14 protein-coding genes are annotated in these 25,665 nt (G+C 46.0%); 8 read left to right on the plus strand and 6 right to left on the minus strand.

Going from position 1 to position 25,665, the window contains the following annotated elements; genetic code table 11:
* The 4 genes from TY03_RS19030 (at position 1) to TY03_RS19045 (ending at position 8,231) form a co-directional block, all read left to right on the plus strand.
* Positions 1-930 (plus strand): beta-propeller domain-containing protein, encoded by a 930-nt coding sequence (locus TY03_RS19030; protein WP_042372881.1) that lies wholly within the window; start codon positions 1-3, stop codon positions 928-930.
* On the plus strand, positions 920-4,192 hold the full coding sequence (locus TY03_RS19035; RefSeq protein WP_052332562.1) for an SUMF1/EgtB/PvdO family nonheme iron enzyme: 3,273 nt from the start codon (positions 920-922) through the stop codon (positions 4,190-4,192). The genes TY03_RS19030 and TY03_RS19035 overlap by 11 nt, the downstream gene beginning before the upstream one ends.
* A gap of 77 nt (positions 4,193-4,269) precedes the next feature.
* Positions 4,270-6,735, plus strand: a complete 2,466-nt coding sequence (gene ccsA / locus TY03_RS19040) for a cytochrome c biogenesis protein CcsA (RefSeq protein WP_042372883.1) — start codon at positions 4,270-4,272, stop codon at positions 6,733-6,735.
* Positions 6,736-7,034: 299 nt separating this feature from the next.
* Positions 7,035-8,231 (plus strand): hypothetical protein, encoded by a 1,197-nt coding sequence (locus TY03_RS19045; protein WP_042372885.1) that lies wholly within the window; start codon positions 7,035-7,037, stop codon positions 8,229-8,231.
* Here the strand turns inward: TY03_RS19045 and TY03_RS19050 are convergent.
* Complete coding sequence (locus tag TY03_RS19050; protein WP_042372888.1) at positions 8,224-9,681, minus strand: glycoside hydrolase family 10 protein; 1,458 nt, start codon at positions 9,679-9,681, stop codon at positions 8,224-8,226. The two genes, TY03_RS19045 and TY03_RS19050, sit on opposite strands and share 8 nt — an antisense overlap.
* Positions 9,682-9,798: 117 nt before the next feature.
* On the opposite strand from TY03_RS19050, the gene TY03_RS19055 reads away from it, so the two are divergent.
* The 3 genes from TY03_RS19055 to TY03_RS19065 are packed head-to-tail and all read left to right on the plus strand — an operon-like array spanning position 9,799 to position 11,960.
* Positions 9,799-11,229 (plus strand): carbon starvation CstA family protein, encoded by a 1,431-nt coding sequence (locus TY03_RS19055; RefSeq protein WP_042372890.1) that lies wholly within the window; start codon positions 9,799-9,801, stop codon positions 11,227-11,229.
* A 10-nt stretch (positions 11,230-11,239) separates the two neighbouring features.
* Positions 11,240-11,470 carry a hypothetical protein gene (locus TY03_RS19060; RefSeq protein WP_042372891.1) on the plus strand — a complete coding sequence of 77 codons (231 nt, stop codon included), beginning with the start codon at positions 11,240-11,242 and terminating at the stop codon, positions 11,468-11,470.
* 4 nt (positions 11,471-11,474) lie between these two features.
* Positions 11,475-11,960, plus strand: coding sequence for a porin family protein (locus TY03_RS19065; protein ID WP_042372892.1), 486 nt, complete (start codon positions 11,475-11,477; stop codon positions 11,958-11,960).
* 110 nt (positions 11,961-12,070) lie between these two features.
* Here TY03_RS19065 and uvrA read toward each other — a convergent pair whose 3' ends face one another.
* On the minus strand, positions 12,071-14,839 hold the full coding sequence (uvrA, locus tag TY03_RS19070) for an excinuclease ABC subunit UvrA (RefSeq protein ID WP_042372893.1): 2,769 nt from the start codon (positions 14,837-14,839) through the stop codon (positions 12,071-12,073).
* 92 nt (positions 14,840-14,931) lie between these two features.
* Here uvrA and TY03_RS19075 point away from each other — a divergent pair, with 92 nt between their 5' ends.
* Positions 14,932-16,440, plus strand: coding sequence for a glycoside hydrolase family 10 protein (locus TY03_RS19075; protein ID WP_042373073.1), 1,509 nt, complete (start codon positions 14,932-14,934; stop codon positions 16,438-16,440).
* A gap of 91 nt (positions 16,441-16,531) precedes the next feature.
* Here the strand turns inward: TY03_RS19075 and TY03_RS19080 are convergent, their stop codons facing one another.
* The 4 genes from TY03_RS19080 to purL form a co-directional block, all read right to left on the minus strand.
* Positions 16,532-17,080, minus strand: a complete 549-nt coding sequence (locus TY03_RS19080; RefSeq protein ID WP_042372896.1) for a chromate transporter — start codon at positions 17,078-17,080, stop codon at positions 16,532-16,534.
* Between the two features lie 26 nt (positions 17,081-17,106).
* Positions 17,107-17,649 carry a chromate transporter gene (locus tag TY03_RS19085; protein ID WP_042372897.1) on the minus strand — a complete coding sequence of 181 codons (543 nt, stop codon included), beginning with the start codon at positions 17,647-17,649 and terminating at the stop codon, positions 17,107-17,109.
* 13 nt (positions 17,650-17,662) lie between these two features.
* Positions 17,663-21,679 (minus strand): hybrid sensor histidine kinase/response regulator transcription factor, encoded by a 4,017-nt coding sequence (locus tag TY03_RS19090; RefSeq protein ID WP_042372899.1) that lies wholly within the window; start codon positions 21,677-21,679, stop codon positions 17,663-17,665.
* Positions 21,680-21,902: 223 nt separating this feature from the next.
* A complete protein-coding gene (gene purL / locus TY03_RS19095; RefSeq protein ID WP_042372901.1) occupies positions 21,903-25,607 on the minus strand; it encodes a phosphoribosylformylglycinamidine synthase in 3,705 nt (1,234 codons plus the stop codon).
* Between the last annotated feature and the right edge of the window lie 58 nt (positions 25,608-25,665).

Genomic DNA, 25,665 nt, shown 5'->3' on the forward strand with positions numbered 1-25,665 from the left:
ATGAAGAAAATACTCATTTCATTTGGATTACTGGTAGCTACGATGCTGTCTGCTCAGGAGAGTTATCTCCTGGTAGGCGGCTCGGGCTGGAATAAGATAGCCCTTATTGAGAAATCAAGTGCGGATATTGTTTGGACCCACGATCTTGGCCCTGCGGAAGAGAACAATGCGGTAGCCGCTGCTCCCAACGGTCATATACTTTATTCGTACAAGAACGGAGCCAAGTTGATTGATTTGAATCACAACGTGCTGTGGGACTATCCCGCCCCTAAAGGCACCGAACTGTTCACGGCTACGAATCTTCCGGGAGGTGGTTTCCTGCTGGGCTACTGTGGGCATCCGGCTCGTCTTATTGAATTAAATGCGAAAGGAGCTGTGAAAAACGAAGTTGAATTTGAAACAGGCATTCCTTCTGTGCACGGGCAGTTTCGTCAGGCGATTAAATCGAAGAAAGGAACCTATATCGTTCCGTTGATGGGAAAGAGTGCAGTGGTCGAACTAGACAAGCAAGGGAAAGAGCTGAACCGGTGGAGTGTGAAAGGAAATCCCTTTTCTGTGCTCGAACAACCGAATGGTAACTTGATAGTGGCTTGTGGTGATGCACATATCTATGTAGAGATAGATCGCAAAAACGGAACCATTGTACGAGAGGTAACCAACGAACAGATTGCGTCGTCGGGATGCGAATTCAATTTTGTGGCACAAATAGAGAAGCTTCGCAACAAGAACCTTCTTGTGTGTAACTGGAACGGTCACCTCAAGAGCAACCAAACCATTCAACCCTCTTTACTAGAGGTCGACTCGAACAACCAAGTGGTTTGGAAACTAAAAGAGAATAAAGAAATAGGAAAGATATCGGCAGTAGCCAGCTATCCTTTCGCTAAGAAGTTGAAAAACGAATTAAACAATCTAATTAATCATGAGAAATAAGATATTCATGCTTCTGTGCATAGTACCGATGATGCTATCTGCTCAAAGTAAGAAACCATCTGTCAGTCCTCCCGGTAACCGGGAGAGCAAGATTGACTCTATCGGACTTGTCAACCTGAAAGAACAGATATCACTCATTAACCTGCGTGCTATTGACGAATCCTATCAGCACCTTAAAACCCTGAAAGGATATGATGCAGTTGGTAATCAAAGTAAGATAAACGAACTAAAGTCGCTTGTCAATAAAGGGTTCGACGGCATTGATGCTGCTCAACCATCGGCTGTTGCTTCGGCTCAAAGAGCTCTTTTGTTAAAGCGCCAGATACTCCTTTCGCATCCGGAACTCGATCGTATTATCCTTGCCCGCTACAAGGTAGGTGAGAAAGCACGTTCGATCAATCCGGGACAGTTGGGAACGCCTCCCAATAACTGGAGCAACCAGACCTCGGCACGCAGAGATAAATTCGATGCGGATATTATCGAGATGAGCAACTTGACAGGCGAACCGACTATCCGCACCATCTTTAAACCGACCAACGGGTCGTCTGTGCCTGATTTACGCCTGCACTGGGATGCCGATCGTGTCATGTTTACCATGAACGAGCCCGGCGACCATCACTGGCAAGTATACGAAGTAGGGATCGACGGAAAGAACCTGAAGCAAATCACCAACGGATCAAAAGAAGATTTGGACTATTTTGATGCCTGCTATCTGCCCAACGGAAAGATTATGGTACTGTCTAACGTAGGCGGACAGGGAGTGCCCTGTGTGAACGGAAGCGACCAGGTAGGTAACCTTTGTCTTTTCGACCCCAAAACCAAAGAGATGCGCCGCCTTACCTTCGATCAGGATGCCAACTGGGGTCCTGTGATGATGCACAACGGTAAGGTGATGTACACTCGTTGGGAGTACGAAGACTTGACGCACTATTTTTCGCGTTTCGTTATGCACATGAATCCCGACGGAACCGAACAGAAAGCACTCTATGGTAGCGGCTCTGTGTTCCCCAATTCCATCTTCGATATGCAGCCATTGCCCAATCATTCAACCCGCTTTGTCGGAGTGATATCGGGTCATCATGGTGTGGTACGTGCCGGCCGTTTGATTATCTTCGATCCTGCCAAAAGCCGCAAGGAAGAGAAGGGTATGGTGCAGGAAATTCCTTACCGCAACCGTCCCATTATCCCTTTGGTAAAAGATGGATTGGTAGATGGTGTATGGCCACAGTTTGTAAAACCCTATCCGGTAGATAACGATTACTTCCTGGTATCGGTCAAGCTAAGTCCTAAATCTTTGTGGGGGCTATATTTGGTCGATGTATACGATAACATGACGTTGATTGCGCAGTACGAAGACGAAGGATTGATTCACGCCATTCCTTTGCGTAAAACAAAAACGCCTCCTGCCATCCCCGATAAGACGAACATGGCCAACAAAGAAGCCACTGTCTTTATCCAAGATATCTACGAAGGCGAAGGGTTGCCCAATGTACCTCGTGGAACCGTGAAGAAACTTCGTGTGCTCACCTATGAATACTCCTATATCAAGTCTCCTTCGGATCATACGGCACAAGGCGTGCAAAGTGGTTGGGACTTGAAACGTAACCTGGGCGAAGTACCCGTAGAGGAAGATGGTTCGGTACTCTTCAAAGTGCCTGCCAATATGCCTATCTCGGTGCAGCCGTTAGATAGCGAAGGTCGCGCCATTCAGTGGATGCGTAGCTGGTTTACCGGTATGCCCGGCGAAACCGTATCGTGTGTAGGTTGTCACGAAGACCAGAATCAGATTCCTATCCCTAAACGGGTGATGGCTTCGACTATGGCACCTCATAAGTTGCAAACACCCGAAGGCGGTGTGCGCTCCTTTACGTTCGATCTGGAGATACAGCCGGTGCTTGACCGCGCTTGTGTTGCCTGCCACAACGAAAAGGCGAAGATCGACTTCCGAGGAGGTCGTCGCGACAACGATGATAAGAAGAATCCCAAGCTGTATAGCCGCAGTTACCTGGCTCTTCATCCTTATGTGCACCGTCAGGGTCCGGAGGCTGGTATGAAGGTATTGAAGCCTTACGAATACTTTGCCGAAGTGAGCCCCTTGCTGCAATTGCTGCGCAACGGACACTACGGAGTGAAGCTGACAGATAAGGAGTGGAAAACACTCTACAACTGGATCGATTTCAATGCACCCGATAAAGGTGTGTTCGAGAACCTGAGCGAGTGGGAAGGCAACGACCAGTATGCCCGACGCATGCAGTTGGCCGATAAATACGGCAACGGTACGGCAGTAGACTGGAAAAAAGAGTTGAAAGACTACGCTGCCTACTTGGAGAAACAGCCTAAACAAGAAGCGGTAAAACCCGAACAGAAACCGACTAAATACAAAACGGTTTCGGTCAAAGGCTTCCCCTTTGCATCGGTTGTACCGACTCCCGAAAAGAAAGTAGTCGAAGTAGCTCCCGGTGTGAAAGTAACCTTTGTGCGTGTTCCTGCCGGCAAGTTTGCCATGGGTAAGAACAAGGCCAATAGCAACTATGCTCCGCAACACAAAGCCGAAGTGAAAAAGGCTTTCTGGATGAGCGAAACCGAGTTGACCAACGAGCAGGTAAGAGCTTTCTTGCCCGAGCACAACTCCCGCTTCTACGATCAGCAATGGAAAGATCACGTGAACGAAGGTTATCCGGCCAACAATCCCGAGCAACCTGCCATCCGCATTAGCTACGACGAAGCGATGGAGTATTGCAAGAAGGCATCGGCTAAAACCGGACTCAACATCACCCTGCCTACCGAGGTGCAGTGGGAGTGGGCTTGTCGTGCAGGTGCTGATACCGACTTCTGGTACGGTTCGCTCAACACCGACTTTGGCGATAAGGAGAATATGGGCGATAAACAACTCAATAAGCTAGCTGTTTCGGGTGTTAATCCGCAACCGGTTTCAGAGAAGAGTTGGGTTTATCCTTATTATACCTGGCATCCCAAAGAAGAGAATGTAGATGATGGTGCTATGCTTCCGATCAAGTGCGGAGGATATACCGCCAATGCATTCGGCCTGTACGATATGCACGGAAACGTGGCAGAATGGACACGAAGCGACTACTTGCCTTATCCGTATAAGGAGAAGCTGCAAGGCACGGGCGATCGTAAAGTGGTGCGTGGAGGTTCGTACATCGATCATCCCAAACACGCCATTGCCGCAGCCCGAAAGGCATTCTATCCCTGGCAATCGGTATTCAATGTAGGCGTAAGGCTTATCATCGAAGACTAATATGTAATAGAAGAGGAGGATATGTACACACAAGGTACATACCCTCCTCTGTTTTTAACGGTCATACCCTAACCTAAATGAAAATAATATCCTCCTTCGCTACTACCCTCTGGTTGTTACTGCTTTATGCCTTTCTGCTGGCAGTGGCTACGTTTATCGAAAAATACCAAGGGAGCACCACCGCTCGCGAATTGATTTACAACAACTATGTTTTCTATCTGCTGCAAGGGCTGATGGCTGTCAACTTCATTGCAGTGGCAGTGAAGCAATTAAGACAACCTGCGCAACAGAAGAACCGAAAGACGGGCATGCTGATTTTTCATCTGGCACTCATCGTTATTCTTGTTGGTGCATGGGTCACCGCTACCTTCTCTACCGAAGGAGTGATACACTTACGCGAAGGCGAAGCAACCACTACCATGTGGGTGGTCAAACCGGGTACACAGCCCGGTGCCGATCAGTCACAGACGGCTGTTCTTCCTTTTCAAATCAAACTCAACGACTTTAAACTGATGCGCTATCCGGGTTCGCAAAGCCCATCGGCCTACGAAAGTCATGTCGTGATTACCGGCACCGACGGTCAACGCGCTGAAGTAATATCCATGAACAATGTGGTGCAACAAGATGGTTACCGCTTGTATCAATCTTCGTTCGATAAGGACGAACAAGGTACGGTGCTCACCGTGAACCACGATACGGTAGGTAGCACCATTACCTATACCGGCTATTTCATACTGCTTATCGGTATTCTGTGGATACTGTTAGGACGTTCTTCCCGCTTTGCCATGCTCAACCGCCAGCTGAAGGAGCTGACGGATAAGCATTCGAAAGCTATGATATGGATGCTGTTTGCCTTGTGCTCGGCTCCCGCTCTTTCTGCCGCTACGGTCAACCCTTCCGTTGCCGAACCGACCGATGCACCCCAAACAGTGATCAATGCCGATCATGCTCGCGAATACGGTAAACTACTCGTTCAATGTGCCAGCGGGCGAATTGAACCGGTTGATACCTATGCTACCAAACTACTGCGCAAACTCTACAGAGACGATACATACCGCGGACTGAGCGGAACACAAGTCATACTGGGCATCATTGCCAACCCCGAACAATGGCAAAACGAACCGCTCATTCGTTTGGGCAACGAAGAGATACATACGCTCTTGGGTGGTGCTACTTCGGGTAAGTATGTCACCTTTCACTCCCTGTTCGACGAAGAGGGGAATTATAAACTCACTCTTCCCTTGCAGAAACTTTACGAACGCCCCTCGGCACAACGAACAAAATTAGAAAAAGACCTTGTGAAGCTCGACGAACGGGTCAATATCTTCTATGCTCTTCAGCAAGGAGAAATGATGAATATACTTCCACTCAAGGACGATGCTGCACATAAGTGGTATTCGCCCGGCGAAGACCTCTCTGCATTTTCGGGACGCGACTCTCTGTTTGCCGCCAAGATATTCGGTTGGTACGTCCAAGAACTGGTCGAAGCGCAGCATACGGGCAACTATGCGCCAGCCAAAGAGGTGATCGGGATGATCAATACCTATCAGCATGCACAGGCACATCAATCGCTGATTAACGAAGGGCGCATCCGGGCAGAGCTCTGCTACAACCGTCTTAATCTTTTTGCACACGCTTCCAAAGCCTATCTGATGAGTGGGGTCGTACTACTTATTTTGCTTATCTTTGGTATTCTCTACCCCCAACAACGCAAATGGAGGCTGGCAGGATACTTCTTTATCGGTCTGCCCGTTCTCGTCTTTCTGGCACATACGGCCGGAATCGGTATGCGGTGGTACATCTCTGGACAGGCTCCCTGGAGCAATGCTTACGAGTCGATGATCTATGTGGCTTGGGCTTCGGCATTGGGCGGACTGCTTTTCATTCGTCGCTCACCCATTACGTTGTCGCTGGCAACCATTCTGGCGGGTGTCATTCTCTTTGTGGCGAACCTCAATTCGATGGATCCCGAGATTACACCCTTGGTACCTGTACTGCAATCGTATTGGCTGATGATTCACGTAGCCGTGATTACAGCCAGTTATGGCTTCTTCGGTATCAGCTTTCTTATCGGTTCGCTCACGATCGGTACGTTGGCTTTCAGCAAACGCCTGCAAGCGTTGGAACCGAAATTGCAAGAGCTGCGCATCATCAATGAGATGTGTATCACCATCGGGTTGTGCCTGCTTACGGCAGGCACGTTCATCGGTGCCATTTGGGCGAACGAATCCTGGGGGCGCTATTGGGGATGGGACCCGAAAGAGACTTGGGCACTGATTACAATGATTGTCTATGCGCTGGTGCTGCATGCCCGTTTGGTGAAGCGCTTCCGCACCATGCTGGCATTCTCCGTCCTTTCCGTATATGCGCTATCGTCTGTGTTGATGACCTACTTTGGAGTGAATTACTACCTGGCGGGGCTGCACTCTTATGGAAGCACCGAAGCACCCGTAGCCGTTCACCTGCTGATTGGGTTGTATGGGGTGATTACGGTGATAACAATAAGGGCTTTTTTCAAAAGAAGTACTCAAAAAGCTGATTGATACCTTTCCTTTTTCCTTTTTGATGCCGAGTAAACCACCTTCTCACCTATGTGGGGAAGTCTTCTCACCTAGGTGGGTAGACTTCCCCACACGGGTGAGAATATCTCCCCACCTAGGTGAGAAAGCAAAAATGAGCAGAGCAAACAGGCGTTATCTACCGTCGAAATGCGCAACTTCCCCCGAGCAAACCGATGAAGAACGCACCTCTGTGTAATGGAAAAACGTCGCGATAGAGATCTTGGTACTGAAAAAATAAGTAAGTTTGCCGAATAATATTCACCCGAGTAAACAAACATGCTATGTCCTCTCAGCGACTCTACCTCTTCAACCCCGACAATGACTTGGCTCTGGCCAATGGCGATACCAACTACATGCCCCCTGCTTCGGCTAGGCAGATGGTGGCCGATTTGGCTCTTCTACCCGTTTGGTATGCCGAGGCGGAGAGTTTCGTTCTCGCCCCTTCGGCTTATAATCAAGCTTTTTTAAAGGAGATGCAGGCTGCTTTGCCACTCCCCGTTACCTTGATGACCGCCAGCGAACTGGCTACTACGCCCTCTCTTCACCCGATGCCTTGGGGGTGGAACGCAGCCTTGCGCAAACAGTTGGGGCAGGGAGGTATATCGGACAACGAACTGCCTGCGCCCGAAGCAATCGTGAAGCTCCGCTACCTATCACACCGCCAACGGGCAGTCGAGCTGTTGCCACGGTTGCAAATGAGCCCCGGCTTCTGCGGCCAATCGGCCTATCTAACCGATGCAGAGGCGTGGAAACATTTTGTTGAAACGCACGATCATTCGTTGCTCAAAGCCCCTTTGTCGGGAAGTGGCAAGGGGCTGAACCGCTGTCGTGGGGTGTTTAGCTCCTTTGTGTCGGGCTGGTGTGCGCGAGTGGCGCATACGCAGGGTGGGGTAGTGGCAGAACCGGTGTATGACAAGGTCGAAGATTTCGCCATGGAGTTTCGAGCCGATGGAAAGGGTACTGTGTGCTTTGCTGGTTATTCGCTCTTTGCCACCACGGCAAGCGGAGCTTACGAAGGCAATCTGCTTCTGTCCGATGAGGCGATTGAGCAGCGGTTGTCGGCTTATGTGCCTCTATCCGATATCAAGCAATTGAGGCAGCGGTTGGAACAAGAGTTGGCCGCTTTGATCGGTTTCGATTACGTTGGATTTCTGGGAGTAGATATGATGATTTGTCGCTTTGCCGATGCGGATCCTTTGTATCGGATACATCCGTGTGTCGAGATCAATTTGCGTATGAACATGGGCATGGTTGCCCGTTGCCTCTACGATCGTTATGTAGTACCGGGCGGAGAAGGTGTGTTTCGGGTCGCCTATCATGCTACACCCGGAGAAGCGTTGACGGAGCATGAACGCATGGCAACAGAATATCCTTTACGCATTGGCGGGGGAAGAGTACTTTCGGGCTATCTGCCGTTGGTGCCCGTTACGGCTCGCAGTTTATATACGGCTTGGATACGTATCGACCCGCCTATTTGACCGCTTGTACGGCAGGTCCTTCATTGCCGTAGCGGTCGATGGCCGTAACGGCGAAGTAGCGTTTGTTCCTCCACGGGTAGAGGCTTGCATACGTATAACCGGTGCCTCGGATGCTTTGTGCCACAATATTCTCGGGCAGGGTGGTATCTACCGGATAAGTGTTTGAGGCATAAATAACATAGAGCGGTGCATTTTTCGGATCATTGTCCGTTGCCGCCGTCCAGCTTAGTTCGGTGTATCCGTTGGCGGTGGTTGCCGTGAGTTGCGAAGGGGCACTGGGTGCTACCTTGTCCAACCAAGGCATGGCAGGCTGCAAGGCAGGATAAGCGTAGAAGTTATCCGCCAGTTCGGTGTAGATGCCTTGTGTATCGTCCATCAGGTATTTCATTCGGTAATGGCCCTGACCCGCCAGCTGGTGCTTGCGGGTGAAGTACATCTGCCGGTCTATCTCATCGCGTGTCCAGTTGCCTTCTCTCGGATCGAGAAAGTAGATGCCCAGACCGGGAATCACCTGCCGGCCGTTGCTCTGCTCTTGCCAATCCAAGGCGAAGGGATAGAAGCTGTTGCCCTGAAAGTACATCATCGGATAGATCTGATCCTGTATTCCTTCGCCCATCCATCCTTGCGGATCTTGGTAGACGGTATGAAACGCATTCCACCCACGCGATGAATAGCGGGATGTATCGCGGTATTTCCCTACGGGGCAGGTGCTAACCTTCACCCAAGGTTTCAGGCTTTTTACTCCTTTATATATATAGCGAACGATTTCAGTGAGGTTGTCTCGCCGAAACTCTGCCAGTGACCGTCCCTTACCGTAACGGCGGAAGTCGTAACTATCCGGGAAGCGAGGTGCATGCTCGGGATAGCGCAGGTAGTCGAAGTGTACCCCATCGATATCGTAACGGCTCACTACCTCACGGACAAGTTTCATCAAGTACTCTTTGGTTCCCGGATGCGCGGGATTGAGGAAGTATTCGTTTTTATAAGGCACACAGATATCGCGCTGACGCTTCGTAACCGATTGAGAACCCAAGGAGGCAACGTGTTTCTTATTGCCCAGTGGGATGGCTACCATCCAAGCATGACATTCCATACCCCGTTTGTGGCACTCTTCGATGGCAAAAGCCAAGGGATCATAACCGGGATTGCCGTTTACCTTGCCTGTGAGGATGGAGTTGAAAGGCTCGATAGCCGAAGGATAGAGCACATCGCCCCGGGTGCGCGTCTGAAACAGAACGGTGTTAAAGTTGGCTTCCTTGAGTTTGTCGAGTATCTCTATGAGTTCCGCCTGCTGTTTGCGAATGCTTGCAGGAGTGATTGCTTTGGTCTGGGGCCAGTCGAGTCCGTAGACTGCTGTTACCCAAGCAGCACGAACTTCGTACTTAGGTTGTGCCTGCGCAGAGGCACACAGAAAAAAGAGAAGTAAAGAAAAGAGTATAGTGTGGCGCATGGCTTCTTTAGTTTTGTTTTAAATTGCGGCAAAGTTAGCAAAAGTGGCGGTATTGTTGCGCTGTTTCGTGAGATTATGTTACATTTGTGGCAGTTATTGGTAGACAAGAAACACGCTATGATTACATTTACTTTGTGTCTGGTGGCACTTATTATAGGTTACTTTACCTATGGACGTTTGATCGAACGCATCTTTGGTCCCGACGATCGGCAGACTCCTGCCTTGACAAAGGCCGACGGAGTAGACTATATACCCCTTCCTACCTGGAAGATCTTTATGATTCAGTTCCTTAACATAGCAGGATTGGGTCCTATTTTCGGTGCCATTATGGGAGCTAAGTTCGGAGTTTCTTCGTATCTCTGGATTGTGTTGGGAAGCATCTTTGCGGGAGCAGTACACGATTATCTGGCAGGAATGTTGTCGTTGCGGCATGGTGGCGAGAGCCTTCCGGAGATCATCGGCCGCTACCTGGGAGTGACGACCAAGCAGGTGATGCGTGGCTTTACCGTGTTGTTGATGATATTGGTAGGAGCTGTCTTTGTAGCCGGACCGGCGGGATTGCTTGCCAAGTTAACGCCGCAGGCTCTCGATGCTACTTTCTGGATTATTGTCGTTTTCATTTACTACATACTGGCCACGATGCTACCTATCGACAAGATTATCGGTAAGATATATCCGCTGTTTGCTGTCGCTTTGTTGTTTATGGCTGTGGGTATTGTTGTCATGCTGTATGTGCACCATCCGCCATTACCCGAGTTGTGGGACGGTTTGCAGAATACCAACCCTCAGGCAGCGGTATTGCCGATCTTTCCGATTATGTTTGTAAGCATAGCTTGCGGAGCTATTTCGGGGTTTCATGCTACGCAGAGTCCGCTGATGGCTCGTTGCATGACTTCCGAGCGTTACGGTCGTCCTGTGTTTTATGGCTCTATGATTACCGAAGGCATTGTGGCACTGATATGGGCGGCTGCGGCTACTTACTTTTTTCATGAGAACGGAATGGGTGAGAACAATGCCTCTGTCATTGTCGATTCGATCACCAAAGAGTGGTTGGGTACGGTAGGAGGAGTACTGGCTGTGCTGGGTGTGATTGCTGCACCGATCACGTCGGGCGATACGGCTTTCCGTTCGGCTCGCTTGATCGTAGCCGATTTTCTTGGGGTAGAACAAAAGAGTATTCGCCGTCGTTTGTATATTTGTATTCCTATGTTTTTGGCGGCTATCGGTTTACTGCTGTATAGTTTGCGCGATGCAGAGGGGTTCAATATGATATGGCGTTATTTTGCGTGGGTGAATCAGACACTGGCTGTATTTACGCTTTGGGCGCTTACCGTTTTTCTGACACTTGCTCGCAAACCATACATGCTGACACTGGTTCCGGCTCTGTTCATGACTGCTGTTTGCTCTACGTATATTTGCATTGCTCCCGAAGGGTTGGCTCTTTCGCAAATAACAGCTTATAGTATTGGTGGGGTGTGTACCTTGATTGCCATTGTCTGGTTTATCGTCTGGAAAAAGCGTGTGGCTAATTATCTATTATCAAAATAAAGAAAGTTGAATGAAGAAAGTAAAGAAATCAACCTGGGTTTGTACTGCCTTATTTATCTATGTTACGGCTACCGGAGCGTATCTGCTGCCACGTAATATGGAGATGGGCAACACGGAGAAATACCTGACATTGGGTGTATCTTATGTCATTGTGTTTCTGCTTTGGCTCGTGTTGAGAAAGAAGGAACAGATGCAGCGTAAGCGCAAAGAAGAGGATCATTATCGTCAATTAAAGAAATAAACGTATGAAAAAAGTAGCATTAGTAATTTGCCTGTTAGTAGCTTCATTGGCTGCAAAGGCACAGTTTGAGCAAGGCAAATGGATCATTAATCCCTCGCTGACAGGGCTCGACTTTTCGTATAGCAAAGATAATAAAGTGAAATTTGGGATTGCAGCCAAAGCCGGTACATTCCTGGTAGACGGCGTTGCCTTGATGGTAGAAGCCGGTGCGGACTGGAGCAAGCCGGTCGATGCGTATACGCTGGGAACCGGTGTGCGTTACTACTTCAATAGCACGGGCGTATATCTGGGTGGAGGTCTCGATCTGAACCGCTTTCGCTGGAAAGGTGGCGAGCATTTAACCGAATGGGGATTGGGAATCGAAGCAGGATATGCTTATTTTCTATCCCGGACAGTGACTGTGGAGCCGGCAGTGTATTATAAATGGCGTTTCAATGATAGCGACCTGTCGAAGTTCGGTGTAAAGATCGGTTTCGGGTTTTACTTCTAAGTCACCATATCAGGTTTTATTCACCGCAGAGTACACAGAGGGCACAGAGGTTATTAAGTTAGTTAATAGACCCTCTGTGCCCTCTGTGTACTCTGTGGTGAATCCCCAATTTATAGCTTCTCTTTCAAGAATTGGCCGGTATAGCTTTCTTTGCACTGAGCCACCTCTTCGGGTGTGCCCGTTGCTACGATATATCCTCCTTTGTCGCCTCCGTCGGGACCCAGATCAATGATGTGGTCGGCACATTTAATCACATCCATATTATGTTCGATGATCACGATGGTGTGTCCGCGTCGTAACAGGGCATCAAAAGCATCCTGTAGCTTACGGATATCATGAAAATGAAGCCCTGTGGTGGGTTCATCAAAGATAAATAAGGTAGGGTCTGCTTTCTCTTGGCTAAGATAGAAGGCCAGCTTTACCCGTTGATTCTCACCACCGGAGAGTGTAGACGAGGATTGTCCTAGTTTAATGTATCCCAACCCGACATCCTGTAGTGGAATCAGTTTCTTGATGATTTTCTTTTGCCCGTGTTCGGTGAAGAACTCGACTGCTTGATTAACGGTCATCTCCAATACATCGTAGATATTCTTATCGTGGAACTTTACCTCCAGGGTATCTGCTTTAAAGCGTTTGCCGTGGCACGATTCACACTCCAATACCAGATCGGCCATGAACTGCATCTCGACAGTGATGGTTCCATCGCCCTTACACTCTTCACAGCGTCCGCCTTCGCTATTGAAGCTGAAGTGTCCGGCCGTGTAGCCCATCTGCTTGGCCAGAGGTTGTTCGGCCCATAACTTACGAATTTCGTCGTACGCTTTGATATAGGTCACGGGGTTCGAACGGGATGATTTACCAATGGGGTTCTGATCGACAAACTCTACATTGCGCAGGTTGCGGATATCTCCACCGATGGATACAAATTCTCCCGGGCGATCACTACATTCGTCCAGCTCCCGCTTCAGTGCCCGATAGAAGATATCGCGTACCAGGGTACTTTTGCCCGATCCGGAAACGCCGGTTACTACGGTCATTACGTTGAGGGGGATCCGTACATCGACTCCTTTGAGGTTGTTTTCCCGGGCTCCGGTCAGTTCGATATAATTGTTCCAAGGGCGTCTGTGCAGAGGTACGGGAATTTCTTCCTCGCCCAACAGATAACGTACTGTGTGGCTGTTGCTTCCTTTACTCAGGTCTTTCATATCACCCTGATACACTACCTCTCCGCCAAGACGTCCTGCATTGGGGCCGATATCGATAATATAATCGGCCGCACGAATAATCTCCTCATCATGTTCTACCACGACTACGGTATTGCCCAACGATTGTAGCTGGCGCAGTACGTGTATCAACCGATCGGTATCGCGGCTGTGCAATCCGATACTCGGTTCGTCGAGAATATACAGACTACCTACCAAACTACTACCCAATGAGGTAGCCAGGTTGATACGTTGACTCTCTCCACCCGAAAGAGAGTTGCTTAGACGGTTCAGTGTGAGATATCCCAGACCCACGTCGAGCAGAAACTGTATGCGGCTATTTAGTTCGAGCAGAATACGTCGAGCCACTGCGGTGTCGTGTGCGTCCAGCTCCAGTGCCTGAAAGAAGCGTTGCAGTTCGGTGATGGGTAGGTCGACCAGTTCGGATATGCTTCGTCCGCCTACGCGTACATAACTCGCTTCGGGCTTTAACCGGGTTCCGTGACAGACCGGGCAAAGGGTTTTGCCACGATAACGTGCCAGCATTACCCGGTTCTGTATCTTGTACTGCCCCTCTTCCAGCATTTTGAAGAACTGGTTGATTCCTTCGAAATATTTAGTTCCTTTCCACAGCATCTGCCGCTGTTCTTCGGTGAGCTCAAAGTAAGGTGTAAAGATAGGTAAACCGGCTTTTTCGGCTCCTCGTATTACCATGTCTTTCCATTCGCCCATCTTTTCACCGCGCCAGCAAACCACTGCACCATCGTAGATGGAGAGCGAACGGTTGGGTACCACCAGGTGTTCATCAATACCAATGACCTTACCGAATCCTTCGCATGCAGGGCACGCCCCGATGGGAGAGTTGAACGAGAACATCTGATCGCTCGGTTCCTCGAAAACCATGCCATCGGCCTCAAACTTATTGCTAAAGGTATAGAGTTTTGTAGTACCGTCTGTTTCGTAAAAGCGAAGCATGCAGGTACCCGCGCCTTCGTACATGGCTGTTTCGGCCGAATCGGTAAGACGACTGATGGCATCTTTGCTCGTCCCCACCGTCATACGGTCAACCAGAAGGTAGACCACATCGTTTTTGCCCGGCTTGTATTCGTCGATGCGAACCATCTCTCCATTGACTTCGAGCCGGTTGAATCCTTGTTTCAGGTCAATCTCCAACTGCTGCTGCAGGTTTCTGTCTTCGTGTAGTAAGATCGGCGTTAATACGGTATAGCGTGTCCCTTCCGGGTAGGAAAGCATGGTGTTGACGATGTCTTCTGTGGAGTGCTTGCGAACTTCCAACCCGCTTATGGGGCTGAATGTTTTGCCTACCCGCGCATACAGTAAGCGTAGGTATTCGTAAATCTCGGTTGAGGTACCGACGGTAGAACGGGGATTACGGCTGTTTACCTTTTGCTCAATGGCGATAGCCGGGGGAATTCCTTTGATAAAATCGCATTCGGGTTTACTCATTCGCCCCAAGAACTGGCGGGCATAACTACTGAGGCTCTCTACGTAGCGTCGTTGCCCTTCGGCGTAAAGAGTATCAAAGGCTAGTGACGACTTGCCCGAACCGGAGAGTCCGGTAATCACGACAAGTTTGTTGCGGGGAATGTCTACGTCAATATTCTTAAGGTTGTTCACCCGGGCTCCTTTGATTGATATATGGTTGCTTTCTGACATAAATATGCTCCTTTTTTATGATAGTCGGCAAAGGTAACAATTTTATTTGTATTATCTTTGTGGCCAATATTATAGATTGCGAACAAATACTTATGAATCTGAAAAACTTTATTTTCTTGCTGTCTCTCCTCTTTAGCATAGGGGTAGGAGCACAGACCATGCCTAGTCAATTGGCACCTAAGCGTGAGTTTCGCGCTGCATGGATACAGGCGGTAAACGGACAATTTCGAGGAATGCCTACCGAAAAGCTAAAGCAAACACTGATTGAACAGTTAAATTCACTGCAAGGTGCCGGTATCAATGCCATTATTTTTCAGGTACGGCCGGAGGCAGATGCGCTTTATGCTTCGTCGATAGAGCCTTGGAGTCGTTTCTTAACCGGCACACAGGGTCAGGCACCTTCGCCTTACTGGGATCCGATGCAGTTTATGATCGACGAGTGTCATAAACGGGGAATGGAGTTTCACGCCTGGATCAATCCATATCGTGTGAAGACGAATTTGAGTAGCACCCTGTCTCCCGATCATCTGTACAATACGCATCCCGAATGGTTTGTGACGTACAACAACCAGCTTTACTTTGACCCGGCTCTTCCCGAGAGCCGTCGCCATATCTGCACTGTCATTACCGATATTCTTTCTCGTTATGATGTGGATGCAATCCATATGGATGATTATTTCTATCCTTATCCGGCACCGGGCAAAGATTTTCCGGATGATGCCAGCTTTGCTCGTTACGGCGGCGGATTCAGCAACAAAGCCGATTGGCGCAGAAGCAATGTGAATATTCTTATTAAGAAGATTCATGAAACCATTCGTGAGGCAAAGCCTTGGGTGAAGTTCGGAATCTCTCCTTTCGGTATCTATCGTAATGAAAAAACAGATCCGTTGGGAAGCAAAACCAATGGGCTCCAAAATTACGATGATCTATACGCCGATGTGCTTCTTTGGGCACGTGAGGGGTGGATTGACTACAATATTCCACAAATCTACTGGGAGATTGGACATTCGCGTGCCGATTATGAGACCTTGGTCAAGTGGTGGGCAAAGAACTCTGAGAATCGTCCACTCTTTATTGGACAGTCAGTGATGAATACGGTGGAACATGCCGATCCTATCTATCCGTCGATGAACCAGTTGCCTCGCAAGATGGCTTTGCAGCGTGCTTATCAGACGATTGGAGGTAGTTGCCAATGGCCTGCCAGTGCTGTGGTCGAGAATGCCGGTAAATATCGTGACGCTTTGGTGCAGGAGTATCACAAATATCCGGCGTTGGTTCCGGTATTTGACTTTATGGACAATGAAGCTCCCGATAAGGTTCGAAAAGTGAAAGGTGTTTGGACAGCTGATGGCTATATGCTCTTCTGGACGGCTCCCAAAGCTAAGGATGAGATGGATAAAGCGGTGCAATACGTTGTTTATCGTTTTGATTCCGGAGAGAAAGTGAATGTCGAAGATCCTTCGCACATTGTAGCCATTACCCGTGATACCTTCTATAAGCTTCCTTATCAAGATGGAAAGAAGAAATATCGGTATGTAGTAACGGCACTTGATAGAATACACAATGAATCAAAATCGGTTAGCAAGAAGATAAAGTTGTAAACTTTATAACAATAGCCATTAAAAAGAAGGAGCTTAAAAACGGGTAATAACCACTCGTTTTTAAGCTCTTTCTTGTATAAGGTAACTTTTGTTAGTAAAGCAATAGACCGGCTATACCACAAGCGACGATGATGAGAATAGGATTGATGCGAAATTTGCGTGTACCAATAAATGCAATCAAAAAGAGGATAACACTCACAACGAATGAGTACATATCGGTCGAGGGTGAACCAAAGTTTTCCGTATTCATTAATACCAAAGCAGCCGATGCGAGTAGGCCTACAACTGCCGGTCGTAGTCCTTTGAAAACAGACTCAACTGTGGGATGTTTTTGATACTTTAAAAAGAATTTACTGATTGTCAGCATTAAGATAAAGGAAGGAAGTATCACCGCAAAAGTAGCGATGACAGATCCCCATACATTCCCACTGGCTGTATAGCCTACATAGGTTGCTGCATTGATACCGATAGGTCCCGGTGTCATTTGGCTAATGGCCACGATGTCGGTAAACTCTTGCGAACTGAGCCACCCGTATTGTGTTACCACCTCGCCCTGAATCATGGAAAGCATAGCATATCCGCCTCCGAAGCCAAAGAGCCCTATTTTGAAGAAAGTATAGAAGAGTTGAAGATAAAGCATGAGGTAGATGAGTTAAAGGTTATAGGTTACGAAAAGTATGAACTGATTTTTCCCCAAAGAAAGCCTCCAACGCCTGCACCTATGATAATCCAGATAGGCGAGAAGCCCATAAGCCAAATAAGAAGAGCCGATACTACCGGAATCCAAAGCGTATAACGATTAATCCGAGCCGACTTTGCCATGCCGAATGTTGGTGCTGCTATCAAAGCTACAACAGCCGGACGGATACCTTTGAAAATACACTCGACCGTATGATTATCTTGAAAGCGATGAAAGAATAAAGCAATAGAGAGTATAATCAGAAATGAGGGTAATACAGTACCCAATGCTGTGATGATACTACCGAAAATACCGCGAAGTTTGTATCCGATAAAGATAGAAATATTGACTGCCAAAATACCTGGTGCTGATTGAGATATGGCAAGCAGATCGATGAAATCACTTTGCGAAATCCATTTACGTTTGGTCACAATCTCATTCTCTATTAGTGGTACCATAGCATATCCCCCACCAATGGTGAAAGCTCCTATTTTAAAGAAGATACCAAATGCCTCAATGTATATATTCATGATATTGTTATATCTAGGTTTCTTGCTCCGGCTGTGGTTTGTCTTCAGTGGCTTCGGGGGCTGTTTCTCCCTTGCCATACTTACTAGGGCTAACTTTAAAATGTTTCTTAAATACCTCCCGGAAGTATTTCGCATCGTTAAATCCGGTCAACTCCGCTACTTCTGTGATATTATGCTTACCCTCTTTGAGTAGTTGTGCGGCGCGTGTTAATCTAATAATTCGTATATAGTCGCCCGGAGCCTGATCGGTCAGTGCCTTTATTTTATTGTAAAAGCTTGTGCGGCTCATACTCATTAAGTTGCAAAGAACATCAACTGTGAACGCTGAGTTATCTAAATTATCCTCTACACTCTTCTTTACGGTAGCAATAAACTTCCAGTCAAGATCGGTGGAACAATTGATGCAATCATTTCCCAAAGATACAGCTTCCGGATTGGCGTATCGATTTCTTAGTAAGGCTCTATTGGTAAGTAAACTTGCAATGGTTGCTTTTAGAATACCAATATTGAATGGCTTTACTACATACTCGTCAGCACCGGTATTCAATCCTGCCAAAATGTTGTTTTCATCATTGAGGGCAGTGAGTAGGATAATTGGGATATGCGAGGTCTCAATATCACTTTTAAGTATACTACATAACTCGTCTCCTCTCATTTCCGGCATCATGATATCCGAAATAATCAACTCAGGCTTGTATTCCTTGACAATCACTAAAGCTTTTTTGCCGTTACTGCAAGTTTTTACATTATATTTATCTGATAAGGTATGACTCAAATAATTACGCAACTCATCATTGTCTTCTACAATCAGGATGCGTTGGTTACTCTCTGTGTTTTCCTTTTTGACCTCCTTATAAAAGGTAGCCGAAGTGCTTGTAATCGGTGATTGAGTAGGTAGCATCGAACTACTCTTTTTATTTGCTAATCGAGCTTTATGGTAGTATTTACTGTCTTTATGGAAAACAATTTTAGCAACAGATCCTTGGTGTTCAATACTATTCATCGTAATCTTACCTCTATGCAAACGAACTAGTTTCCAAACCAGCATAAGTCCGATTCCGCTGCCGGTCACCATTGAGTTGATCGCATTGCTTCCCCTGAAGTGAATTTTAAATAGCTTTTTCTGCTCATTCGTTGGAATGCCGATACCGGTATCCTTCACTTCTATGCTCCATGTGTCGCCATTATCACTCGCAAAGATGCTTACGTTGCCATTATCCGGCGTATACTTTAGTGCATTCGAAACAATGTTTTTGAGGATTGAATCCATCTTATTTTTATCAAACCATACATTCAAATAGCGGAAATTGCTTTCGTATGTAAAGTTAATATGCTTAATGTCTGCATAGGGTCTGAATACATCATATATTTCTGACATAAACATATTTACTTCATATTCTCCAATAAACAGTTCGGACGAATAGGTATCAACACGCTCAAAGTTTATAAGGTTAGTTGTCAAACGTAACAAAGCATTGACATTGCGTAGTGCTGTGTTGATATTGCTTACTCCATCTTGGCTTAAACTTTCTTTCTCTTCCAGTTCTTCTAGTGGTGCTTTAATCAAGGTAAGCGGAGTTCGGATATCATGCGCGGTGTTAATAAAGAAGTGAATTTTTTCATCTGAGGCTTTACGTTGTTTACTTAGTATGATTACCCGAAGAGCAGCAACGGCAATCAGCCCAATAATAATAATGTAGATAAGTATCGCCCATATACTTAACCAAAAGGGATAGGCTACTTCTATTTGGATACTCCGTTCTTCGATAATTACACGTTTATCCTCACTCGAAATAGCACGCACACGCAATGTGTATGTTCCAGGGTCAATGTTTGTGAATCGAATTACGTCTTCTTTACCCGGATGACTCCATTCGTCATAAAAGCCTTCTAGTTTCCATGAATATAAGATATTTGACGGGTAGTCGTAATTTATTGACGAAACTTTTAATGAGAATATATTTTGATTTGATTTTAGCTTCAGTATTTTAGTGTCATCAATACTACTAGTCAATGGTGAGTTTTTATCATTCGGATAAACTTCTTGATAAAAGAGTTTGAAATCACTAAAGACCATTTTAGAGGAATAGTTTCTAGGTATCTTCATGTCTTTATCGAATTCGACAGCACCATCTGAACTGCCAACTACAAAATGTCCATTTTTACGCAGCACACCCGAACTTGAGTTGAAGTGAATAGTCATTAATCCTTGATCTTTGGTCCAATTATGAAAGATTTTTTCTTTCGGGTAAAAACTGCTGAGTCCATTCTCTGTTCCCAAAAGTATATCTACATCATGATCCGATAAGATAGAATAGATGTTATTTGAAATTAGAGCACTGTTTTCTGTATGATAATGAGTGAAAAGTTTGGTTTTCAGATTATAAATTAATAACCCATAGCCACTTGTTCCGATGTAAAGCAAGCCATTTTTTGCTTGATAAAGCGAATATATATAACTTGATTCGATCGGTAGCTTGATATACTTGGCAACTCCGGATTCCTTGTTTAGTAAATACAATCCGGAGGCACTACCTATCCACATGTGTTGATTATCTTTCTCAAGAATGGCTGTTATAGAGGTAACCCCATTGTAGATGCGAAAAGAGTTCTCTTTTAGATTTCTTTTTTTAAGATAATGATATCCTCCCGACCAGATATTTCCTTCAGAATCCTTTGTTATATCACGGATATATTTGTCTGGATGTGTGTCTTTGGGATTGTAGTCGGTAGGGGTGAAGTATTTAGTCGATCGATTCCTTTTATCTATTTGATAGAATCCCGAACTATATCCACCTGCCCAAATAATACCTGGAGATACTTCACATAAAGTAATAAAGATTTTATTCTTGTCTTTTATGCCTGAAGAAGACTCTGCCGGGAATGAATTCCACGTTTTAGTTTTAGGGTTATATTGGCTGATGCCATTATTTGTTCCAAACCAAAGATCTCCATCGCTATCTTCAATAATTGCATTGACTTGATTATTAATAAGTGATTGTTTATTACCTATGGCATGTTTAATCCAGTTATAGCTTGAGTAACGATTGTTACGTACCGTAATGCCGATAGGGTAATTAGCTAACCATATTCGCTCAGCCTGATCCACATAAATATCATTGATGCTATTCCCGTTCATTGCATTGTTTTTATCATAATCTGCTATGATATACGGGTCGATATGATGTGTTGCTATATTTATCTTGTAAACTCCGGCTCCATCAGTTGCTATTAGTAACTCTTTCATGGAAAGCGGCTTAATACAAGATATACTTAAATCTTCCAGGCTTATCTCTGGCTTTATTACTCTTTTAAGCTTTATGTCATAGATAAAAATACCACGTTGAAAAGTACCGATGAGAAGCTTTTTCGATGCACTATGGAAGTATATCTCGTTGACTTGTATTTTCAGCTTATCCAGTTCTTCACATGGTTGTAATTCCAGTTTTTGGTTTACCAGTTCAGCATAATGAATGCCCACTCCCGTTCCAACAAAGAAATGAGTATCATCAATTTGTTTGATACAAGTGATCTCTTCTTTAATGTTATTAATAAGGCGACTAATCTTTTGAGTCCGGGTGTTGTATAGAAACAAAAAATCTCTATTGCAGAGCCAAATGTTGTTGTGATTGTCAATGAAGCTAAAGCTAACCGGAGACGGGTTATTAAATTCGTCAAGTTTGGGTAGCTTATAAGTCAAAGTAAATAAATCACGCGCACTATCGTATTGAAAGACTCTACCTTTTCTGCTAATTTCCCATAATACTCCCTCTTTGTCTATATATAGCCAATTAAATCCGATGGATGAATTTAGTTCATCTATGCCGTCAAATAGTTTGTAATGTTTAAATTCACTACCGTCGTATCGATCAATGCCTTCATGAGTCAGAAACCACATATACCCTTTGTGGTCTTTTGGGATATTATATACGCGTCTGTTGCTTAATCCATCTTCTACTCCAATGTATTTATATGTTTGCGCGATACTCACTATCGGAAACAGTAAAAAAAGAAAAAGCCACTTTATCATATAGTTAAGACTTTTAGAATGATGTATTTAAATTTCCGAAGAACGATTCATTTCACAAAATTAAGAACTATTTTTAATATAACAAATTTTTTTCCAACTATAGCATTTAGCTTTTGATGATGTTTACTTGAAGTAAACAGGCTTTTGTGTCTGTTTAAATAAAAAAGGCTGTCACTTTTATTGAGTAACAGCCTTTCGGATGAATTATAATTTTAATGCCTACTTATTTGACTTTTTGCTCTACCCATTTACGTGCATTTACAAAAGCTTCCATCCAAGGAGTTACCTGATCACTGTTTACGCGATCGCTTGGATAATAAGCATTTTGCCATGGAAATACAGCACGTTCGGGATGAGGCATCATAGCCAAGTGTCGACCGTCTGTACTAGCCAAAGCTGCTACCGAGTAATCTGACCCATTCGGGTTAGCTGGATATTCATTGTAGTTGTATTTTGCTACCACATTGTATTTGTCTTCTTCGTAAGGTAATGAGAATTTACCTTCTCCATGAGCTACCCATACGCCAATTTGGCTGCCACTCAGAGAACCGAACATAACGCTACGATTAGTCGGAATTGTTACTCCTACGAAGGTAGATTCGAATTTATGTGATTCGTTGTGAAGCATTTTACCCTTCTTCTGATGATCGGGGGTAATTAAGCCTAGCTCCATCATTAACTGACATCCATTGCATATACCTAGTGATAGGGTGTCTTCGCGAGCATAGAAATTGTCAAGTGCTGTTTTGGCCTTTTCGTTAAATAAGAAACCACCTGCCCAGCCTTTGGCCGACCCTAGTACATCGGAGTTAGAGAAACCACCGCAATATACAATCATGTTTACGTCTTCAAGTGTCTCGCGTCCGCTAATTAGGTCCGTCATTGTTACATCTTTTACGTCGAAACCCGCTAAATAAAGGGTATAGGCCATTTCACGCTCGCCATTGGTTCCTTTTTCGCGAATGATAGCTGCGCGGATGCCGGTCGGTGTGCGACGGTTGGGATCGATACCATACTGCGAGAACTTACCTTTGAATTCCGGCATGAAGTGGAACTCCAATGGTTGCATCTTGTAATTTTCGAAACGCTTTTTGGCACAACCATTCATCGATTGTTTGCGGTCAAGCAGGTAAGATGAAGAATACCATACCTCGCGCATATAGTCGATACCGAATTGATAAGTTGCATCGTTCTTCGATACCAGAATGTGGCGTTCGTCAGTTGGTTTTCCCAACTTAATGAAGCCTACACCAGCCTCCTCAAGTATCTTCTTTACCTCTTCTTTATGTTTGTCGGAAATCTGGACAACAATACCCGGATTCTCCGCGAACAGAATCTTTACGATGTCTGTTTCGTTCATTTTGTCAAGGTCAATTTCCAGTCCACCTTCTACGTTGGCGAAACACATTTCAAGCAATGTTGTGATCAAACCACCTGCCGATATATCGTGTCCTGCCAGAATCAGTCCTTTCTGTATCAACTCCTGAACGGCCAGGAATGCATCACGGAAGTATTCGGCATCTTGCACGCAAGGTACTTCGCTACCTACTTTACCCAGTGATTGAGCAAAAGCAGAGCCACCTAGTTTGAATGAATCGAAGCTGAAGTCAATATGATAAAGGGTTGTTTTATCGTTATTTACCAGAACCGGCGAAACAACCTTCTTTACGTCTGACACTTCACCACCTGCCGATACAATGACCGTTCCCGGAGAAATTACTTTTTCGCCATCGGGATACTTCTGTGTCATCGACATAGAATCCTTACCCGTGGGTACATTGATTTGCAGTGCACAACAGAAATCGCTCAATGCTTTTACAGCGGTGTACAGACGAGCATCTTCACCTTCTTGCGAACGGCAAGGCCACATCCAGTTGGCTGATAATGAAATACTATCCATTCCATCCACCAGTGGAGCCCAGATAAGATTGGTCAGCGCTTCGCTTACTGCAAGGATAGAGCCGGCAGCCGGATCAGCCAATGCTGCCTGAGGTGCATGCCCGATAGAGGTTGCAATACCTTTTTCGCCGCGGTAGTCCAATGCTACCACACCACAGTCGCTTAACGGCAACTGAATTTCACCTTGACATTGTTGGCGGGCTACTTTGCCCGTTACCGAACGGTCTACCTTGTTGGTTAACCAGTCTTTGCAGGCTACTGCTTCAAGTTGAAGTACGTTGGTGAGGTATTCGTGGAGCTTGGGCAGTTCATATACCGGCATTTCGTAAGGACGATCTACCGTTTTGTCGATCATGTAAGTTTTGGGAGATGAACCAAACATTTGGTCAACCGCCAAGTCGAACGGACGAACACCGTCTGCCTGTTGGAAAGAGAAGCGGTGATCTCCGGTTGTTTCGCCTACTACATACATGGGAGCACGCTCGCGTTCTGCAATTTTTCTCACGTGTTCGATGGCTTCCTCTTTGATAAGGAGACCCATACGTTCCTGTGATTCGTTGGCGATAATTTCTTTGGCTGATAAAGTTGTGTCTCCGATAGGCAATTTACTCATATCGATGATACCCCCACACTCTTCGACGAGTTCCGACAGACAGTTTACGTGTCCGGCCGAACCGTGATCATGAATGGATACAACCGGATTATTCTCTTCTTCGCAAAGTGCACGAACCACGTTGTTGGCGCGTTTTTGCATTTCGGCATTGGCACGCTGTACTGCGTTCAACTCAATACCACTGCTGTATCGACCGGTATCTACCGATGATACCGAACCTCCACCGAGTCCGATGCGGTAATTGTCACCACCGATTACGACTACTTTATTACCGGCTTCAGGCGCACCTTTCAGGCAGTCACGCTGTGTACCATAACCAACACCACCTGCCAGCATGATAACTTTGTCATAACCATATACTTCGTTGTTTTCGGTGTGTTCGAATGTCAGTACCGAACCGCAGATAAGCGGCTGTCCGAACTTGTTTCCAAAATCGGATGCGCCGTTAGATGCTTTGATGAGTATTTGTTCGGGAGTTTGATACAACCATTTGCGTACGGGTAGAATTTCCTCCCATTCGCGTCCTTCGTCCGTACGAGGATACGAAGTCATATAAACAGCTGTTCCGGCAATAGGCCATGAGCCTTTACCACCTGCCATACGGTCGCGTATTTCGCCACCCGTACCTGTTGATGCTCCATTGAACGGCTCAACGGTTGTGGGAAAGTTATGTGTTTCGGCTTTGAGAGAGATAACACTTTTGATGTCTTTAATCTGGAAGAAGTCGGGTTTGGAGTGATCGGCCGGAGCAAACTGTTCTACTACCGGTCCTTCCGAGAAGGCCACATTATCTTTATAGGCCGAGATAATTTTATTTGGATTTTCTTGCGTGGTTTTTTTGATCATCTGGAAGAGCGATGATTCCTGTTCTACACCATCGATGATGAATGTACCACCAAAAATTTTGTGACGGCAATGTTCTGAGTTGATTTGCGCAAAACCAAACACTTCCGAGTCTGTTAACTTGCGACCTAAGTCACTTTCTACTTTTTTTAAGTAGTCCATCTCTTCTTTTGAGAGAGCGAGACCTTCTTTTTCGTTGTAGGCTTCGAGATCTTCTATGTAAAGGATGGGTTCCGGTTGGCGATTCGTCAAGAATACATGTTGATCGAGCCCTTTGTACATGCGTTGAAGCATAGGGTCGTAGTCTGCGTTTTCGTCTTTCACGGCGAAATACTCTTCGATACGGGCGATACCTTCAAGTCCCATATTCTGGGTTATTTCTACTGCGTTGGTACTCCATGGAGTAATCATTTCGCGGCGTGGACCAACAAAGCAGCCTTTCAGGTTATCTTCACTTTCCGTCACAGCTTCACCAAAAAGCCAGCAGAGTTTCTTACTATCGTCCGGGGTGAGCGGGTGGTTGCTCTCTACGGCAATCACGCTCTTGGAAGGGGTTCTGAAAAAAAGAATCATGTTGTATATGGATGATTTTACGTTTCTTTTAAGCCGCAAAGATAGTCAAAATAAAATA

It is taken from the genome of Bacteroides neonati (genome assembly GCF_000499785.1).
GTDB classification, from domain to species: Bacteria; Bacteroidota; Bacteroidia; order Bacteroidales; family Bacteroidaceae; genus Bacteroides; species Bacteroides neonati.

What these genes read in the sequence shown, in the direction of transcription:
- TY03_RS19055 (WP_042372890.1), top strand. Translation starts at nt 9,799, where the DNA reads ATGATTACATTTACTTTGTGTCTGGTGGCACTTATTATAGGTTACTTT.
- TY03_RS19060 (WP_042372891.1), top strand. Translation starts at nt 11,240, where the DNA reads ATGAAGAAAGTAAAGAAATCAACCTGGGTTTGTACTGCCTTATTTATC.
- TY03_RS19075 (WP_042373073.1), top strand. Translation starts at nt 14,932, where the DNA reads ATGAATCTGAAAAACTTTATTTTCTTGCTGTCTCTCCTCTTTAGCATA.
- TY03_RS19035 (WP_052332562.1), top strand. Translation starts at nt 920, where the DNA reads ATGAGAAATAAGATATTCATGCTTCTGTGCATAGTACCGATGATGCTA.
- TY03_RS19045 (WP_042372885.1), top strand. Translation starts at nt 7,035, where the DNA reads ATGTCCTCTCAGCGACTCTACCTCTTCAACCCCGACAATGACTTGGCT.
- uvrA (WP_042372893.1), bottom strand. Translation starts at nt 14,839, where the DNA reads ATGTCAGAAAGCAACCATATATCAATCAAAGGAGCCCGGGTGAACAAC.
- TY03_RS19085 (WP_042372897.1), bottom strand. Translation starts at nt 17,649, where the DNA reads ATGAATATATACATTGAGGCATTTGGTATCTTCTTTAAAATAGGAGCT.
- ccsA (WP_042372883.1), top strand. Translation starts at nt 4,270, where the DNA reads ATGAAAATAATATCCTCCTTCGCTACTACCCTCTGGTTGTTACTGCTT.
- TY03_RS19050 (WP_042372888.1), bottom strand. Translation starts at nt 9,681, where the DNA reads ATGCGCCACACTATACTCTTTTCTTTACTTCTCTTTTTTCTGTGTGCC.
- purL (WP_042372901.1), bottom strand. Translation starts at nt 25,607, where the DNA reads ATGATTCTTTTTTTCAGAACCCCTTCCAAGAGCGTGATTGCCGTAGAG.
- TY03_RS19065 (WP_042372892.1), top strand. Translation starts at nt 11,475, where the DNA reads ATGAAAAAAGTAGCATTAGTAATTTGCCTGTTAGTAGCTTCATTGGCT.
- TY03_RS19090 (WP_042372899.1), bottom strand. Translation starts at nt 21,679, where the DNA reads ATGATAAAGTGGCTTTTTCTTTTTTTACTGTTTCCGATAGTGAGTATC.
- TY03_RS19030 (WP_042372881.1), top strand. Translation starts at nt 1, where the DNA reads ATGAAGAAAATACTCATTTCATTTGGATTACTGGTAGCTACGATGCTG.
- TY03_RS19080 (WP_042372896.1), bottom strand. Translation starts at nt 17,080, where the DNA reads ATGCTTTATCTTCAACTCTTCTATACTTTCTTCAAAATAGGGCTCTTT.